This window comes from Vibrio hippocampi (assembly GCF_921292975.1).
In the GTDB taxonomy this organism is placed as follows: Bacteria; Pseudomonadota; Gammaproteobacteria; order Enterobacterales; family Vibrionaceae; genus Vibrio; species Vibrio hippocampi.
In genome coordinates, this window is the sequence record NZ_CAKLCM010000003.1 from 542,925 (window position 1) to 559,321 (window position 16,397).

Below are 16,397 nucleotides of genomic sequence, written 5' to 3' on the forward strand. Positions count from 1 at the left end.
CGATGTCGACTATTGATAAAGGGATGAGTTTTTTCAGCAAACCTTTTTCCGGCGGGGTACACCCGATTGCCAACAAGCACCTGACCAATCATGAATCAGGTCGCTTGCAAACCTTTACGCCTAAGCGAGTCTATCAATCTCTATTACTGCCGAATGGGACTCACCTAAGACCGGTCGTGAACGAGGGGGATGAGGTGATGCGAGGTCAATTGATTGCGGTTGGCAGCAATGGAATGCAGCCGCCCATGCATGCTTCGGTCAACGGCAGAGTGAGTGCGATTAAATCTTATAGCGCGAATCATCCATCACACATTAAAGCCAACACTATCGTTATCGACAGCTTCAATAATCAAAGTTGGTCTAAGGATTATCGCTCGCGCTCAGTGGCGAACTTAGAGCCAGAAGCCATAGAAAATTTAGTGGAAAAAGCGGGTATCGTCGGGCTTGGCGGTGCGGCGTTTCCCACGGGATTGAAAATCAAATTTGCGCGTAGGGCTGGGGTGGAGACACTGATCATTAATGGTGGTGAATGTGAACCTTATATCACCTGTGACGACCGCTTGATGAAGGATTTCACGGCGGAAGTGGTGACAGGGATTCGGTTGTTACTGACGGCCGTGGGCGCTAAACGCGCCTTAGTAGGTATCGAAGATAACAAACCCGTGAGCTTGGAGCGCATGCGAGCTGCGGTGGCGGATGATAGCAATATTGAGGTTCACAGCGTTCCGACGTTATACCCAATGGGATCGGCTAAGCACTTAGTTAAAGCGCTAACGGGCATCACTGTGCCTGCCGGAACCAGAACCACGGATTTGGGTTTGGTTGTGAATAATATCGGTACAGCACGCGCGGTTTACCACGCGGTTCGCTGGGGACGACCTTTAGTGTCGAAAGTCGTGACCATATCCGGCGCGGGCATCGAGCGTCCGATGAATGTCGAGGTGCCAATAGGCACTCGTGTCCGCGATATTCTGCAATATTGCGGTGGTGTGAGTCTAACCTGCGAGCGTTTGGTGCTAGGTGGTCCAATGATGGGTGACGTTGTCACTGATATTGATACGCCAATAGACAAAACCGTCAATGGTTTGCTGGCATTAACCAGCGAAGAAATGCCACGCAGTGAGGTACAAGCGTGTATTCGCTGTGGTCAATGTGTTCGTGCGTGCCCTATGGGATTAATGCCATTTATGATGCGTTCCGCTTGTTACGCGTCGGAATATGAACGCGCGCAAGATCTTGGGGTGAAAACCTGTATGTCTTGCGGTGCTTGTAGCTATGTCTGTCCATCAAATATCCCGTTGGTTCACTATTTCCAACACGCCAAAGGGGTGTTAACTCAGCGTCAGCGCAGTCAACATCGTCAGGCACGAGCCAAGGAACTCTCACAAGCCAGAGAACAACGTTTACGCCTTGAGGCAGAGCAGAAAAAAGCGGCAAAAGCCAACAAGCGACGTCGCCGAACCTCTTCCAGACGTGAACAAAAGGAGGTAGACGCATGATTAATTTTAAACCCGGTGTCGGGCCTCATGCCCACTCACATCACTCATCAACGAAAATCATGTACTTGGTGGTGCTCGCTCTGTTGCCCGCAACCTTGTTTGGTTTGATCAGTTTTGGTCCTCAAGTCGCGCGCGTCGTGGCGGCTTGTGTGGTCGCTTGTGTGGTCTCAGAAGCGCTTTGTCTGTTGGCGATGGGTAAGCGGATCAGTCATTGTTTCGATGGCTCAGCGGTGTTGACCGGATTGCTACTCGCGATGAGTTTACCCCCGGCATTTCCGACTCATTTATGTGTCGTTGGGGCGCTGTTTGCGATTGTTGTCGGCAAGCAAGCGTACGGTGGGCTAGGGCAGAATCTGTTTAATCCTGCCATGCTCGCTCGGGTATTTCTGCTCGTCTGCTTTCCGGTTGAAATGACCGCTTGGTTAGCCCCTGAGGGATTAGCGCAAGTCTCGGTTGCGGATTGGATGCAGTTTGATGCGGTGAGTTCCGCAACGGTGTTGTCGGAGAGTCGCCCTGAAGTGACGACGAGAGCATTACTGACTGGAGGACAATCAGGAAGTTTAGGTGAAACCCATGCGATTTGGTTGTTGATGGGCGGTCTGTTTTTGATTTATCAACGCATCATCACTTGGGTCATTCCGACTTTCTTTTGTGTTGGTTTGTTAGTTCCGGCCGTTCTCGGTTATTGGATCGATCCTGAAATGTACCTGGCCCCTAGCGTTCATCTCTTTTCTGGAGGCGCGATCTTATGTGCTTTCTTTATCGCGACCGATCTGGTGACGTCGCCTTCAAGCGCCAAAGGGCAGGTGGTGTACGCCTTAGGTTGTGGCTTATTAGTGTGGCTGATCCGCAGCCTCGGAAGTTATCCGGAAGGTGTCGCGTTCGCGGTGTTAATTATGAATTCCCTCAGTCCGCTTATTGACTACTACGTGCAGCCGGCTTGGTTTGGTAGTCGTAAGTTAAAACAAGGAGGGAAAGCAGAATGAATACATTGAACTGGCAGAAAACCGCAAAAACAGTGTGGGAAAAGTTGAGTGATGAGCCCTTTAGCAAGGATGCGTTAATCCTCCAAGCGGGTGCGTTGGCGTTAACTTGCTCTATCGCTGCGGGTGGTTTGACGGCGGTGGACGAGATCACCAGTCCCATTATTCAAGCCAATGAAAAAGCTCAGAGACGACAACTCATCTCGGAACTGGTGCCGATCACGCCGATCAGCGACGAACAGCTTGATGCAGCCCAACAGTTGGAATTTGCGGGATATTCCTATCAGTTTATTACCTTAAAAGATTCACTCGGTGTACCAAGTTATCAAGTGATCACCTCGGCGATCCCCGGCTACAGCGGTGACATCCGATTTATGGTCGGTGTCGATATGCAGGGTGTGATCAGTAATGTCAGAGTGGTCAGCCATACCGAAACCCCCGGTTTAGGCGACAAAATCGAACTGGCTAAAAGTGATTGGGTATTAAGCTTTAGCGCCAAATCACTCGCCAATACCTCGATCTGGAAAGTCGAGAAAGATGGCGGCGAATTTGAGCAGTTCACTGGCGCAACGATCACTCCAAGAGCGGTGGTGAAAGGGGTTCATCATGCTCTGCAAGCGCAGCAAGCCTTGGTATTAGAGCCGAGTTTGGATTCTCAGGCAGAGGAGGAGAACAAATGAAACAAGAGTCATCACTTGAACTTGTCTACAGCGGTTTATGGAAGAACAATATCGTTTTAACGCAATTGCTTGCGCTCTGTCCTCTACTCGCCGTTACCAACAGTGCCACGAATGGTGTCGGGCTTGGTCTTGCGTCCACAGCGGTCATGTTGATGTCGAACATTTTAGCGTCGTGTGCAAAGCGTTGGGTGAGTCGTGCGATTCGTATTCCTATTAATATCCTTATTATCGCCACTTTGGTGACCTTAACCGATGTATTTATGCACGCTTATTTAGCGCAACTGCATCAGGTGCTCGGGCTGTTTATTCCATTGATCGTGACCAACTGCGCCATTCTTGGTCGAGTAGAATCTTTTGCTAGTCGTCACTCGGTGTTCAAGTCGGCGGTGGATGGCTTGGCCATGGGCGTCGGATTTACTTGGGTGTTAGTCGTGTTGGGCGGGATAAGGGAAATACTGGGTTCGGGTACGTTATTTGAAAATGCGCCACTTCTTTTAGGTTCCCATTTTGCGTTCCTTGAGGTAACGGTGATTGAGCAGTATCAAGGCGTTCTGGTTGCCATTCTGCCTCCGGGGGGATTTTTGGTGCTGGGAGGGATGCTTGCGGCAAAACAGAAACTCGAACTCTATTTGCAGTCCAGAGATAAGGTTCAAAAGGGGGTGATTTATGAAAGCTAGCGTGATTTACGCCCTACCAGAGGAGCAATTTTGGAAACAACTCACACTTGATGCCCCAGCGACACTATTAAGTGCCATTACCGAGTCCGGCGTATTGAACCTCTATCCAGAGATCGATTTAAACCTCAGTAAAGTGGGCGTGTTCGGTAAGGTCAAGCCACTGGATAGTGAGTTGTGTGAAGGGGACCGAGTAGAGATCTATCGACCAATTACCTTTGTCAGTCCCAGTGACGACGAAGATGACGATTGATAGTTGTGAACAGAAATCAACAGAAATGGAACAACAGTAAAATCACAGGGAGGCCGTTATGGCAAAAGTAGGAATCTTTTTTGGTACCGATACAGGCAGTACACGCAAAGTGGCGAAACTTATCGCGCAAAAACTGGGTGATAGCGCGGATAAGCCATTGAATGTCAATCGTATTGATGACAGTGCGTTGCTCGCATACGACTATCTTATTTTGGGCACGCCAACATTAGGCTCAGGACTATTACCGGGCTTAGAGGCGGATTGCGAGCTGAAAAGTTGGGCAGAGTTTTTAGAGCAATACGATGATCTGGATCTATCGGGTAAAAAGGTAGCGCTGTTCGGAATGGGCGATCAAGTCGGCTATCCGGATGAGTTTGTCGATGGATTAGGTGAACTGTTTGATTATGTCGAAGATTGTGGTGCGGAGCTATTTGGTCGTTGGCCAAATGTCGGCTACGAGTTCAATGAATCCGCCGCGTTAGATGGGGACGAGTTTGTGGGCTTGGTCGTGGATAAAGATAATCAAGCGAGTTTAACGGACGAGCGTGTCAGCCATTGGGTCGAGCAGGTTATCGCCGAGTTTGGTCTTTAGAGGCAATCTGTAAATTCAAGCAACAGCTTCTCTAGAACAGGGTGCTTGCTATAGCTGAATAGTGAGGCTGTTGCTTGAGTTTGCCATTTTAAACTCTATCCCTACCGTTATTGTTTTTTTCGAGAAACGTTCAACAATCCACGGCAACTATAATTTCATTCTAGTTATAACAATGTTGACACTCTGAGTGAAAAGCATACAATGCTTTTGTTATAACATTGTAGCTACTGGAAGGTGAAATATGCGCACTCAAGTACGAAAGATTGGTAATAGCCTTGGCAATATCATTCCCGCCGCTTTTATCAAGCAGCTTGGCTTGGTCGAAGGTGCTGACATTGACGTTAAAACCGATGGTGGAAAAATCATTATTGAACCCATTAAGCGTCAAACGAAACGTTTTCCATTTAGCGAAAAAGAGTTACTGAAAGGTCTAGACTCACACACGGCTCATGCTGATGAACTGGCGACAGTGTCCGCTAAGGAGTTAGGTGAGTAATGGCTCAGTACGTTCCTAAACGCAATGAGATTATTTGGTTGGACTTTGAGCCAACCAAAGGCAAAGAAGTCGGTAAATATCGTCCTGCCTTGGTGATTTCAAGTAAAGAATACAATCAGCAAACGGGTTTACTGATCTGTTGTCCAATTAGTACCAGTATTCGCGGTCAAGCAACGGAAGTTCCAGTAAATAATCTGAACAAACCAAGTGTCGTGGCATCCAGTTTGATTCAAACACTTTCATGGAAAGAGCGTAACGTGAAGAAGATCACCACCGCCGAGCCTAGCGTGATGGAAGATGTTTTACAGCGATTGATCCCGTTAATCGGGGCTGACTCATTATTCGACCAATAGCGAATATCCATCGCATTTCTTTTTTAAGCCACGGCTTTGATTGTTGCTTACAGACATCCTTAGCGCATAAGACAGTGGCGTAGTCATTTTCTACAAACAGTTCAGAGTCTCCGCATATGTTTCAAAAACAACACCTAGTTAAATTAGCCACCATGACCATGCCGTTTGGCAAATACGCGGGCAGAGTCTTGATTGACTTGCCGGAAGAGTATCTACTGTGGTTTGATAAAAAAGGCTGGCCCAACGGTGAATTGGGTGAGTTATTAAAACTTTGCCTAGCACTGAAAATCGAAGGGTTAGATAGCGTGGTTAAGCCTTTAAAGCGAATATAACCTACCGAAGAAACGTGTTCTCTGTTAGAGTCACCGTCAACTACGCTATTGAATAAAAACACCCACAGATCGCATGTAATTGATGGATTTTTATTCACCCATAGAACTCATTTTAGGAATCCCTAGTGACTAACAACGAAATTTTACGTCGTATCCAACACGCGTTAAACCTTAAAAACGCACAGATAATGAAAGCTTTCGAGCAGGTCGAAGTCACTGTGGCTCACGATAAAGTGGCAAACTGGTTAAAAGATGAAAGCGACAAATCTTGCGTTAAGATGAAGGATCAAGAGTTAGCGGTATTCTTAAATGGCTTTATTAACCTCAAGCGAGGCAAAAAAGACGGCGAGCAACCTAAGGCAGAAGTCGCGTTGACCAACAACATGATTCTCATGAAGCTGCGCATTGCGCTAGACATGAAAGCAGAAGAAGTGTTGGATGTATTAGAAGTGGTTGGTATTAGTTTAAGTAAATACGAAATTGGTGCGTATTTCCGCAAGCCAAACAACAAAAACTACAAACAGTGTGAAGACCAACTGCTGTGCGACTTCTTAAATGGTGTGCAGTTTACCAATCGTCCCGATTCTGAAGAGTTTACTGGGTAATTTTTATCTCGAATCAAACGTGGTAATTGATTAAAAAAGCGAGAACCATTTCATTTGGTTACTCGCTTTTATCATGTTAAAGACCGATATTAGAGCTTCACAATCACGTCTATTCTTTGTCCTTCTTCAGTAGATTTCTATTATCCAAAACGAGCTCACTTACTAATTAAATATTAAATGCCGAGGAGTGTGCAAATGAGCCTTCTAAGTTTTTTTTAAGAAAAAGCAGCCTACCTTACAGAATAAAGATGCCTCTCCACAAAGCAGTGGAAAATTAATTACCGAGGTAACAGATGGAGTCAATTTGGTCGATGGTAAGCAAGCATGGGAATTAGCTGAAGAGAAGAAGCATGACATCGATGCTATGAAACGCTGTTGTGATGCTGAGCTAAAGACCATGAATAAGGCTGATTTGGTTCCTGCTTCTTACTATTTTGAGCGTGTCGCCATCCTTTCTAGGAAAGAAAAAAACGATAAGTAAGAGGTTTATTATTGCGAGCTGTATATTGAAAAGGTTGAGGCTTTTTATTTCAAAAACGGTACAGAATGTACAGCGGATGTTAGAAAAGGACCAAGGTATCAGGCCTTGGTAAAGCGGCTGACAAAAGCAAGGGAGCTATGTGCCAAGCATGAGACTTAACGGCTTAATCTCAAGTGTTGGACAAGCTCGTTGCTTCTTAGCTATGGAAACTGTGCGGTAGTTGTGGTCAAAGTGGTTGCTGACTGCGAAACTGACTCAGAACTGCCCCAAAGTAATTTAGAGCTTTTGATCTGCGTATTTCACTACTCCAAATATACCCTAAATTTTTTAATGCTTACGTTCAGCTATGCCTGTCCCCTTGTTCTGGATATTTATACAGTTTATTAGGTTTGAATCTGGTTTGAGTATGAAAAATGGCTTGTTTTGTTGAGTGCTGAGTCTCGTTTTGTCGATAGAATATTTAGTAAGTTATTGTTTATGTGGATAGTTGTGATGATCATGCCTTAGATAACAGGCACTGTTAAAAAGTGATAACGCGCTGGCGCGTTTTTATGTGATCACAGAATACATAGCTCGATGTATTTGCTTTAATTTTTAGTGAGTTATGATAGCTTAATGGAAAGTTAGGCAGACAGAAAAACGAGACTGCCTGTTATTAAGAATGTTAGAACTACATAGAGGAGTATTAGAGGTATGGAAGTTAAACACCAAGTCTTCGTTTCTTCCACATATAGAGACTTAGTTGAAGAGCGTAAGGAGGTTATTCATGCTTTACTAGAGCTTGATTGTATTCCGGCTGGTATGGAGTTATTCCCAGCTACCGATGAAGACGCTTGGTCACTTATAACCGAAATAATTGATGGATGTGATTATTACATTTTGATCCTCGCAGGTAAGTATGGTTCCACGAATAGTGATGGTGTCGGATATACAGAAATGGAGTTTGATTATGCAGTCGCTACGGGAAAGCCAGTAATTTGCTTTGTCCATGAAAATATTGGTGACTTGTCATCGAGCAAAGTAGAGAGTTCAGAAGTTGGTAAAGAACGATTGGAAAAGTTTAGATCTAAAGCTCAGTTGAAACACTGTAAATTTTGGACAAGCCCCCATGACCTTGGCGGCAAAGTTTCGAGAAGCTTAATCCAATTAAAAAAGAAACATCCATCAGACGGCTGGGTTCCAGGAAGGTACGCTGCAGATCAAAATATGCTGTCAGAGATGGAGCGTTTGCGCTCAAGAGTGATAGAACTCGAGTCGTTAGCCAACGAAAATTCAGCCCCAAAAGATTTTGATGAACTTATTGGGGGGGAAGACGAATATAAAATCGCTTGGAACTTGTTCGTAGATAGTGAGGGAAATAGCGAAAATATCAATTTATCAGCAACATGGGATAGGATATTTTCTTATTGTGGTACAGCATTAGTCGGTGAATGTACGTCTCAAGATTTAGCTCAAAAAATAAGGCTTGTTTATTTTCATGCAATCCCTAAAGAATATCGAGATTTCAACAAATTTGAACGCATTGTTTTATACAAAAACTGTGAAGATCAGATTTGTGTACAGTTACAGGCTCTGGGGCTTATGACTACCGGCGATAAGAAGAGATCGGTGTCGGATACCAACACGTATTGGAAACTTACCCCTTTTGGAGAAAAGTATTTAATTAAGGTAAGGGCTCTAAGAAGGAGCTCTAGTCGTTAAAAGTAATATTGTAAGTCGAGTATGTAGTTCTAACAATCTGTTTAAGAGTGATTCGCAACGCTTGGCATTTTTGCTATGCGTTGCGTTTAGTGTTTAAGGTGGTATGCGGGAGCTTAGGTATTGCGTTGCTCACACCTTAACAGGGCGCTGGCGGATCCCCTCATAATTCCCCCAACCCACAGGTATGCGTGAGGCGCTGATATTCCACCATTGCCCAATGATATTGTGACTCTTTTATTCGGTATCTACGGTGGCAACGTACTTCCTTACCCAGTCTAGGGATCGAGAGCACACGCCGATGCTTGATGGTGTTGGCTTGGAAGTCATAATGCCATTTAGCTTGCATGGCGATTAAGCCATTCCACCACATGATGATTTCTGCCATCAATGCCATGAGCAACAAGATATCAATGCGCTTAGTGCAACGTGTTCGATTGTGGCGTAGCGCTAACCCGTAAGCGGGGCTTTTCAAATCTCGGAACGACTCTTCAATTTGCATTCTTTTAGCGTACAAACGGGTGATTTTAACGCCGTTAAGTACATGATTTGGGATGTTGGTGACCAGAAGCCAAGGTTCTTTTGCTCCTTTATGGAACACTTTTCCTGCCGAGTGTTTCTAGCAGGTTCGACTATGTCGATGCGCTTTTCTGCCTTTGGGATGACTCTTGTATAAGTAAGCAAAGCACTTAAGCGGTGAGCGCCTAGCAAGTTGGCTTTCTCCTAAAAACAGCGGCTTATCTGTTGCTTGAGGATAAAACGTTTTGTTCCATTGCCAAGCACCCTCGCCACACTTAATCGAGACTTCGCCACGTACACGCCCAAGCCAGAACCAACCTTTGCTGGCGACTTGCTTGAACCACGTATTTCTAAAGCCAGCGTCGGAGATAATGATAGGCGTGCAGCCATGGGGGATCAGGGATTGCAGCTTATCGAGAAAGTGCTGATGGCTCTTGGGTGAGTTGTAGTTTTTGTACTCAAATGCCTGCTCATAAAGCGTGACGGCACGACCTTTAACGGATACCGAAGCGCGCAATGTCATATAGCGCAGTTGCTCATGAACATCCGACACCACTACAGGAAAAGGGTTGGCGCGGGTAATAAAGGAAGCATGCCATTTATATATGGACTCTTTTTCACGGTGTAGATTGTGATTACCAAGCAATCGGTCGATACGTTTGATGGCATGTTTCACCGTGGTATCAGAGTCGAGAGCTCGTCCAATTTTGGTGAGTGTGAGGTCAGAGCCATCAAGTACAGTCTTGGTTGCAAGTATTAGAGATCTAAGTCGTTTTTTGTGAATTTCAGGGCATTGATTCTCAAGAGTTTGCTGTAGAATTTGAACATCGCGCATCGTTAGGACTCCCTATTAAATTCATTAAATCAGGTGTGTTTTTGGCGAAATTCATTAGATCAGAATGAGCGATGCGCGTCTACTCATTGTTTTATATAGAAATTATGAGGGGATTCGTAAGAACAGGGCGTTAAATTCTCTCTGCCACTTGAAACTTACTAGAACTGTTCATATATACATAAGTGATACTTATTGCTTAAAATTAAAGGTAGATTATGTATAGAAAAGAATTTGAAAGTGCAGTAGATAGAACGAAAGGGTTTGGACTGAACTGTTCGACTGTGACTTACCAAGAAGGTCGACTGTTAACTCCTGAATTGATGAGTGGTTTTGCACAAGCATTTCAGGAACATATTGGTGAACCTGATGTTGAGGATGTTGTTGCGCAATGTTTGTCTTTCCATTTCAGACTGTTAGAACCGATGAGCAAGATAGTGGGTATGCCGTGCCAGTTTACTATTGGTTATGTTGAAACTAACGAAAGGCTAATGTTCCATCAAACCGAAGAGAGTTTGTTGAATATCCTGAATAATGGAATCGACGGTTCAACTTTAAATATCCATGCTTGGTTGACTCTACCTACCATGGAAATAATCGATCTTTCACTTCCTACTAGCTATGCAGTGATTAACAATCACAAAGAAGGTATTGGTGGAGTTATAGCCCAACACCCAGATGAGCTAACTGGAGGAATGAAGTATCACCCAATGTTAATTGGTGAGGATTTCCTAATAAAGTCGGGTGCGATGACTGGGTTCCGAATTTAACAAATGATCTGCTCCAGTGATACTGGACACTCGACTAAGCGAGTTGCCATACTTTAATTAATTCATGCTTTGCTAAATTAGAAAAGACGCAAGTTAGAATTGTCCAAAAGTAAGTTATAAAGTGAGACGCACGCTATAAACCACGCCTCGTTTCCCGAAGGAAACTGTTTTGTTTTTGGTTCCAGAAAAAAGGTTTCCCGGAGGGTGAACTAGGCATGTTGATGGCGTTATCGTTGGAGTTAAAAATCGAAGGTTTAGATAGTGTTGTGAAGCCGTTAAAGCGCATGTGATTGCTGTCAATCTGTGTGACTGATTTTTTGCAACAACCTCCTAAGATCACTCACGAATTTTGCCTTTTCAGTATCAATTCGTTAGCCTTTGCGCAAAAGCAGTGAACAACCACGGCATCAGATTAAGTATCGTCAACGAGGCTCAGACTTTGACCGACCAATCGACAGTCCTCATTATTGAGGATGAACCTGCCATTGCAGAAAACCTGATTCATGTATTAGAGACGGACGGCTACCACGTGGCGTGGTTTGCAACGGCAGGAGAAGGCTTGATTTTTTTGCAGAATAATTCTGCGGCTTTGCTTGTGTTGGATGTCGGTTTACCTGATGGCAACGGTTTTGAACTGTGCAAAACCATCCGCGAATTTTCTGATATTCCGATTATCTTTCTAACCGCCAGAAGCGATGAAATCGACCGTGTAGTGGGTTTGGAGATTGGTGCGGATGATTACGTGATCAAGCCATTTAGTCCTCGCGAAATGCTGGCTCGTATCAAGCTTCGAATCAAAGCTAAAGCGCCGATGGCAGAACCAAAGTTAGTGCCAGATACAACCTCTGAACAAGCTCAACCTAGCCATGATCTAGTCGCAACGAACTTTGATTATGGTGTCGCTGGTCAAATGCTCGGGCTAACCGCCGTCGAATTCAAGATCCTCGATAAGCTGATTTCTGTTTCTTCAAACGTATTGAGCCGAGAGCAATTGATGATTGCCGCGGACATGGCACCAGAAGCCGCGTACGAGCGCAATATTGATACCCACATCAAAGCCATTCGCCATAAGTTGAAGTCGTTCGGTATGTCCGAACGAATCTGTACCAAACGCGGCTTTGGTTACTTCTACTGTATTAAGAGTGAATGATGAATCGCTGGCCGAAGATCTCACTGGGGTTAAGACTGTTTTTCCTCTACTTTATCCTAGTAGGAATGACGGCTTATATGGTGAGTAAAACCGTTATCCAAGAGCTCAAGCCGACAGTGCGCCAAACCACGGAAGAGACGCTAGTCGATATGGCGAACTTGCTTGCGGTATTAGCAGAAGAAGACGTCGCCAATGGAAAGTTATCAGAAAGTCGTTTTTCTCAACTATTAGCGACTTACGGGCAACGAGCGCCACAAGCGCGCATTTGGGAAGTTGGTAAAAAAGCAATTAACCATCGAATTTATATCACGGACAAACTCGGCATTGTGATTGCGGATTCTTGGCAGCAAGACGTCGGCAAAGATTACTCACAATGGAACGATGTATATCTCACGCTTCGTGGTCAATATGGTGCACGCACTACCATCGAAGACCCGAAAGATCCCCTTTCAACCGTCATGCATGTTGCCGCGCCGATCTATCATAAGGGTGGGATTATTGGCAGCGTGACGGTGGCAAAATCCAATCGTTCTGTGCAGCCGTTTATCGACCTTTCTAAACGCAATGTGCTGTTTGGGATGGTGTGGATGAGTGGTTTGGTGCTACTAGTCGGTGCGTTGTTTGCTTGGCGAATTCATTCGGCGTTGAACAGACTGGAAGACTACGCGACCAAAATGGGCGAGGGCGAAAAGGTGTCTAAACCGACGTTTCGTATCTTTTACGAGTACGGCACACTAAGCGATGCGTTAGAGAAAATGCGCAATCAACTGGATGGTAAGCAGTATGTAGAAGAGTATGTTCAGACCTTGACCCATGAGTTAAAAAGCCCACTGTCAGCGATTAAAGGTGCGAGCGAAATATTGCAGATGCCGTTGCCTGAAGACAAGGTCACTCGCTTTGCAAGCAATATTGAGCGTGAAAGCGATCGCATGCAGTCGCTGGTTGATAAGTTGCTTGAACTTGCTCGTATTGAAAAGCGACTGGAGCTAGAGCAAGTTCAGCCGATTTCACTAAAACAAATGGTGAGTGAAGTCGTTGCTTCGGCGGATGCGCGTTTGAGTGCTAAGTTAGTCACTGTGAGCATTAAGATTGATGAAAATATCGCCGTGCTGGGCGACACATTCTTACTTAAACAAGCGGTCTTTAACTTGATGGACAATGCGCTGGATTTCGTTTACTCGGAAGGTGGTATTGAGTGGAGCACTGACATCTCGAAACAAAACGTACGCTTATCAATTTTCAACTCAGGTCCTCATATTCCAGACTACGCAATGCCTCGTTTAACGGAACGTTTCTATTCGCTCGCTCGTGAGAATGGCGTTAAGAGTACAGGGTTAGGACTTAACTTTGTCGAGCAAGTTACCAAGTTGCATCAAGGCACGTTGCAAGTGGAAAACGTTGAATCCGGCGTGAAAGTGACTCTGACTTTACCAACTCTATAGAAACTACACATTAGCTCCATTCGTTTTCCAAATTGCTGATTTAGAGTACCTATATCAGCAAATGGAGAATGAAACATGAAAAATATCCTCAATAACCAACTCGGGATGAAGTTCGCCTTCGTACTGTTTTTGTTTGTCTTACTGCAAGTCCCGCTTTCAATGGTCAGTGAGCTGATCTCAGAACGCTCGTATCGCCAAGATGAAGTTAGGAATGACATTGCACGAAGCAGCAGCGGTGAACAGCGTATTATTGGACCTTTCATAATGGTCAACTATACGGAGACCAGTTATCTAGATGACGAACTACAGATTAAAGAGCGTCGCAAATTCCTTTTACCCAGCACTTTCGATATGAGCGCTCATCTGGACAGTTTTGAAAAGTATCGTGGCATTTACCGTGCGCGTTTATACAAGGCGCAAGTGGCGCTAAAAGGTGCTTTCGATGCCGATGATTTAGCGTCGCTACAGGATGTCGATATTGATAGCATTAGCCTAGTGGTCGGTATTAAAGATAGCCGCGGATTGATTCGTCTCGATGATATGGTGTTCGCGAGCTCTGACATCGAAGTTATGCCAGGAACCGGTCTAGAACAACTACCACAGGGTTTCCACAGCCCGTTGAAACTAACCGATTTAAACAAAGAGCAGCCTCTGACATTCGATATTAACTTCCTACTGCAAGGCTTGGGGCAGCTACAAGTGACACCCATTGGGGGCCAAACCACGGTTGAGCTATCTTCAGCATGGGCACATCCAAGCTTTATCGGTGACTACTTACCCGTGTCGTCAGATATATCAGAGGATGGCTTTAAAGCGCAGTGGGTGAGCAATAACTTCTCGACCAATATCAACCAACTATTCCAAAGCTGTTTGTCCTCCAACAACGTCTGTCGTAAGCTAGAACAGCGACAAATGGGAGTGGATTTGATTGACCCAGTTGACCACTATCTGAAGTCTCACCGTGCGGTGAATTACTCACTGCTGGTTATCACGCTCGTGTTTGCCAGCTTCTTTTTACTGGAGCTGTTCCAAGCGCGCCCCGTTCACCCTGTGCAGTACGGCTTTATTGGTTTGGCGTTGGCGCTTTTCTATCTACTGCTGATTTCGATGAGTGAGCATCTAGGATTCAACTGGGCGTACGTGGTGTCAGCGGTGGCTTCCACCAGCCTTTTGAGTGTATACGTGAGTGGTATGTTGAATAACGTTAAGCATGGCGCGATATTTGGAGCATGCTTGCTGACCCTTTACGGCTTGTTGTTTGGTTTGCTGCAAGCAGAGAACTACGCGCTAGTGATGGGAGCATTGCTGTGCTTCGCGATTTTGAGTTTTACTATGGTGATCACGCGTAATGTTGACTGGTATGCCTATGCCCGCGACTTGAAAACAGAAGAAACCATAAAGGTGACTCATGAAGACGCTTAAACAACCTAATTTTTCTCGTCAGCAAAGTGCTGGGATTGATGAGAAGTCCGGTATCGCCCTTCGTTTTTCAGCGATACATGGGCTCAAAAGCCTCGTGTGCTTTATCGTTCTAGTCGTTATCGCGCTTTACGTTCGAGATAGCTTTATTCGTCCGACCTTCGGTGATGTTTTAGTTGTGGTTTGGCTTTACTACTTGCTGGCGAGTTTCCTATCAATGCCCGTCAAATGGTTGGTTTTGCTGGTGGTGTTAATTGCGTTTTTTGTTGAAATTGGACAACTATTGCAAGTGACGACTTGGCTCGGTATCGAGCCATCATCGCCTTTAGCCGTGATTTTAGGCGCCACGTTTGATTGGAAAGATTTGCTTGCTTATTGCGTTGGGGGAGGATTGTGTTGGTGGATGGAGACGAAGTGAAAACAAAGTTGAAACTGGTTTCTAAAAGCCCCCGATGCAATCAGCCAAAACGACGTTTGCGCAAAAGAATCAGTTTGCTCAAGCGAGTCTACCTTTGGTCATTAATCAACAAAGAGCGGCTTTAGCGTGAATGTGTTTTCGTCTTTCCCTGCTCAAACTTGATACGAATTGCTGGTATGTCTTGAGTTGGATATGAGATTTTAGCAAGATAGACGGAAATCGAAGGTGGAATGATTCCGTCTAACAAACGTTACAACGCAAATGGAGTTTATACATTGGAAATGGATATATTTATAGTTGATGCGTTTACAGATCAACAGTTTAGAGGTAATTCAGCCGCTGTGGTTCCTGTTACGCACTGAAAACCGAAAACCAAAGGTCCAAACAGCACCGTTAAGACACAGAAACCCCTCCTGTTGGTGGTGCTGAGCAATTCAATACGAGTGGCGATTCAGCTCTCATTAAACGTGATATACCTCTAATTAGGTAGGTGAAAATGGAACTTACATCTCATTTTTTAATCAAAATTATTTACCTAGACAATGAAAAATGAGATTCAAACTAGGTTAGCAATTGGAACGTATATACCCACAACTATCAGGCTCTCACAAAGAGTATCTCGGGTATCGAAACAAGTGACAGACTAATCGCTCCTTAGCTCAGCGGGTTAAGAAGGTTGTTTTAGCTGTCATGGAATAGTCTTAAAGCTGTCATGTCAATGTTACATAGCAAACGTAACTTAACAGACGGAATTTAGAAGGAGTTAACCCATGAAAAAAATGAGACGTGCTCAACTTCATCGTTGCCGAATCCAATACTGGAAAGAGACAAATCAAAAGTCGAACGGCAAAGATAAAGCGCAAGCATAACAATAAAATTTAATCCAAAAAGACGTGAAACCAGCCTCCCTACAGTGCTGGTTTTTTGCTTTTTGAGCGGTAGCACTTTTTTCCATATTACATCTAGACAAAGGTGATACTGCTCCATATAATCGCTCTCGTTTTGGGGAGTAGTCACCCGTTTATTTGTCGTCATCTCGTTAAGCAAACGCTTATCCGGCAAATATAAGTACCGCAATCAACCCTTGTTTGTGATAGGTAATCACTTATTCACAGCGAGTCGGTACTTTGACGAGACCAACGCATTCAAAGCCCAGTCTGCTTAACCGCACTGGGGTGATTTTTGTATGCGGAAGGTCAGA

The 16,397-nt window shown here is 44.9% G+C and carries 17 protein-coding genes and 2 pseudogenes; 18 read left to right on the plus strand and 1 reads right to left on the minus strand.

All coding sequences use genetic code 11. The features are described 5' to 3' along the window. Window positions 1–2: 2 nt before the first annotated feature. The 12 genes from rsxC (at window position 3) to L9Q39_RS15620 (ending at window position 8,649) form a co-directional block, all read left to right on the plus strand. Window positions 3–1,499 (plus strand): electron transport complex subunit RsxC, encoded by a 1,497-nt coding sequence (gene rsxC, locus L9Q39_RS15565; RefSeq protein ID WP_237486020.1) that lies wholly within the window; start codon window positions 3–5, stop codon window positions 1,497–1,499. Beyond that, a complete protein-coding gene (locus L9Q39_RS15570) occupies window positions 1,496–2,485 on the plus strand; it encodes an RnfABCDGE type electron transport complex subunit D (protein ID WP_237486021.1) in 990 nt (329 codons plus the stop codon). The genes rsxC and L9Q39_RS15570 overlap by 4 nt, the downstream gene beginning before the upstream one ends. Beyond that, window positions 2,482–3,162 carry an RnfABCDGE type electron transport complex subunit G gene (locus L9Q39_RS15575; protein ID WP_237486022.1) on the plus strand — a complete coding sequence of 227 codons (681 nt, stop codon included), beginning with the start codon at window positions 2,482–2,484 and terminating at the stop codon, window positions 3,160–3,162. Before L9Q39_RS15570 ends, L9Q39_RS15575 begins: the two co-directional genes overlap by 4 nt. Next, a complete protein-coding gene (locus tag L9Q39_RS15580) occupies window positions 3,159–3,839 on the plus strand; it encodes an electron transport complex subunit E (RefSeq protein WP_237486023.1) in 681 nt (226 codons plus the stop codon). Before L9Q39_RS15575 ends, L9Q39_RS15580 begins: the two co-directional genes overlap by 4 nt. Then, window positions 3,829–4,089 carry an RnfH family protein gene (locus L9Q39_RS15585; protein WP_237486024.1) on the plus strand — a complete coding sequence of 87 codons (261 nt, stop codon included), beginning with the start codon at window positions 3,829–3,831 and terminating at the stop codon, window positions 4,087–4,089. The genes L9Q39_RS15580 and L9Q39_RS15585 overlap by 11 nt, the downstream gene beginning before the upstream one ends. A gap of 58 nt (window positions 4,090–4,147) precedes the next feature. Then, window positions 4,148–4,681 carry a flavodoxin gene (locus L9Q39_RS15590; RefSeq protein ID WP_237486025.1) on the plus strand — a complete coding sequence of 178 codons (534 nt, stop codon included), beginning with the start codon at window positions 4,148–4,150 and terminating at the stop codon, window positions 4,679–4,681. A gap of 241 nt (window positions 4,682–4,922) precedes the next feature. After that, on the plus strand, window positions 4,923–5,177 hold the full coding sequence (locus L9Q39_RS15595; RefSeq protein WP_237486026.1) for an AbrB/MazE/SpoVT family DNA-binding domain-containing protein: 255 nt from the start codon (window positions 4,923–4,925) through the stop codon (window positions 5,175–5,177). After that, entirely contained in the window at window positions 5,177–5,530 is a 354-nt protein-coding gene (locus L9Q39_RS15600) for a type II toxin-antitoxin system PemK/MazF family toxin (RefSeq protein ID WP_237486027.1), read from the plus strand. The genes L9Q39_RS15595 and L9Q39_RS15600 overlap by 1 nt, the downstream gene beginning before the upstream one ends. Before the next feature lie 116 nt (window positions 5,531–5,646). Further along, window positions 5,647–5,862, plus strand: a complete 216-nt coding sequence (locus tag L9Q39_RS15605; RefSeq protein ID WP_237486028.1) for a DUF3820 family protein — start codon at window positions 5,647–5,649, stop codon at window positions 5,860–5,862. Window positions 5,863–5,987: 125 nt separating this feature from the next. Further along, window positions 5,988–6,467 carry a YehS family protein gene (locus tag L9Q39_RS15610; RefSeq protein WP_237486029.1) on the plus strand — a complete coding sequence of 160 codons (480 nt, stop codon included), beginning with the start codon at window positions 5,988–5,990 and terminating at the stop codon, window positions 6,465–6,467. 304 nt (window positions 6,468–6,771) lie between these two features. Further along, on the plus strand, window positions 6,772–6,948 hold the full coding sequence (locus L9Q39_RS15615) for a hypothetical protein (protein WP_237486030.1): 177 nt from the start codon (window positions 6,772–6,774) through the stop codon (window positions 6,946–6,948). Between the two features lie 693 nt (window positions 6,949–7,641). Continuing rightward, entirely contained in the window at window positions 7,642–8,649 is a 1,008-nt protein-coding gene (locus tag L9Q39_RS15620) for a DUF4062 domain-containing protein (protein ID WP_237486031.1), read from the plus strand. A 160-nt stretch (window positions 8,650–8,809) separates the two neighbouring features. Here the strand turns inward: L9Q39_RS15620 and L9Q39_RS15630 are convergent. Beyond that, window positions 8,810–10,000: pseudogene (locus L9Q39_RS15630) on the minus strand (IS4 family transposase). Window positions 10,001–10,215: 215 nt separating this feature from the next. Between L9Q39_RS15630 and L9Q39_RS15635 the strand changes: the two are divergent. The 6 genes and pseudogenes from L9Q39_RS15635 to L9Q39_RS15660 all read left to right on the plus strand — a co-directional run bounded on the left by L9Q39_RS15635 (window position 10,216) and on the right by L9Q39_RS15660 (window position 15,196). Then, on the plus strand, window positions 10,216–10,767 hold the full coding sequence (locus L9Q39_RS15635; protein WP_237486032.1) for a cytochrome P450: 552 nt from the start codon (window positions 10,216–10,218) through the stop codon (window positions 10,765–10,767). 176 nt (window positions 10,768–10,943) lie between these two features. Next, a pseudogene (locus L9Q39_RS15640) lies at window positions 10,944–11,057 on the plus strand (putative quorum-sensing-regulated virulence factor); the annotation flags it as partial. Between the two features lie 149 nt (window positions 11,058–11,206). Beyond that, window positions 11,207–11,917, plus strand: coding sequence for a response regulator (locus L9Q39_RS15645; protein ID WP_237487039.1), 711 nt, complete (start codon window positions 11,207–11,209; stop codon window positions 11,915–11,917). After that, entirely contained in the window at window positions 11,917–13,359 is a 1,443-nt protein-coding gene (gene creC / locus L9Q39_RS15650; RefSeq protein WP_237486033.1) for a two-component system sensor histidine kinase CreC, read from the plus strand. Before L9Q39_RS15645 ends, creC begins: the two co-directional genes overlap by 1 nt. Window positions 13,360–13,434: 75 nt before the next feature. Continuing rightward, on the plus strand, window positions 13,435–14,781 hold the full coding sequence (gene creD, locus L9Q39_RS15655) for a cell envelope integrity protein CreD (protein WP_237486034.1): 1,347 nt from the start codon (window positions 13,435–13,437) through the stop codon (window positions 14,779–14,781). Beyond that, the gene (locus L9Q39_RS15660; protein WP_237486035.1) at window positions 14,768–15,196 is read left to right on the plus strand and encodes a ribosomal maturation YjgA family protein; all 429 of its coding nucleotides are present in this window, start codon (window positions 14,768–14,770) and stop codon (window positions 15,194–15,196) included. The genes creD and L9Q39_RS15660 overlap by 14 nt, the downstream gene beginning before the upstream one ends. Window positions 15,197–16,397: the final 1,201 nt, after the last annotated feature.

Coding starts and splice junctions, on each gene's coding strand:
- L9Q39_RS15635 (WP_237486032.1), top strand. CDS start 10,216: ATGTATAGAAAAGAATTTGAAAGTGCAGTAGATAGAACGAAAGGGTTT.
- L9Q39_RS15580 (WP_237486023.1), top strand. CDS start 3,159: ATGAAACAAGAGTCATCACTTGAACTTGTCTACAGCGGTTTATGGAAG.
- creD (WP_237486034.1), top strand. CDS start 13,435: ATGAAAAATATCCTCAATAACCAACTCGGGATGAAGTTCGCCTTCGTA.
- L9Q39_RS15620 (WP_237486031.1), top strand. CDS start 7,642: ATGGAAGTTAAACACCAAGTCTTCGTTTCTTCCACATATAGAGACTTA.
- L9Q39_RS15570 (WP_237486021.1), top strand. CDS start 1,496: ATGATTAATTTTAAACCCGGTGTCGGGCCTCATGCCCACTCACATCAC.
- creC (WP_237486033.1), top strand. CDS start 11,917: ATGAATCGCTGGCCGAAGATCTCACTGGGGTTAAGACTGTTTTTCCTC.
- L9Q39_RS15660 (WP_237486035.1), top strand. CDS start 14,768: ATGAAGACGCTTAAACAACCTAATTTTTCTCGTCAGCAAAGTGCTGGG.
- L9Q39_RS15590 (WP_237486025.1), top strand. CDS start 4,148: ATGGCAAAAGTAGGAATCTTTTTTGGTACCGATACAGGCAGTACACGC.
- L9Q39_RS15575 (WP_237486022.1), top strand. CDS start 2,482: ATGAATACATTGAACTGGCAGAAAACCGCAAAAACAGTGTGGGAAAAG.
- L9Q39_RS15600 (WP_237486027.1), top strand. CDS start 5,177: ATGGCTCAGTACGTTCCTAAACGCAATGAGATTATTTGGTTGGACTTT.
- L9Q39_RS15595 (WP_237486026.1), top strand. CDS start 4,923: ATGCGCACTCAAGTACGAAAGATTGGTAATAGCCTTGGCAATATCATT.
- L9Q39_RS15605 (WP_237486028.1), top strand. CDS start 5,647: ATGTTTCAAAAACAACACCTAGTTAAATTAGCCACCATGACCATGCCG.
- L9Q39_RS15585 (WP_237486024.1), top strand. CDS start 3,829: ATGAAAGCTAGCGTGATTTACGCCCTACCAGAGGAGCAATTTTGGAAA.
- rsxC (WP_237486020.1), top strand. CDS start 3: ATGTCGACTATTGATAAAGGGATGAGTTTTTTCAGCAAACCTTTTTCC.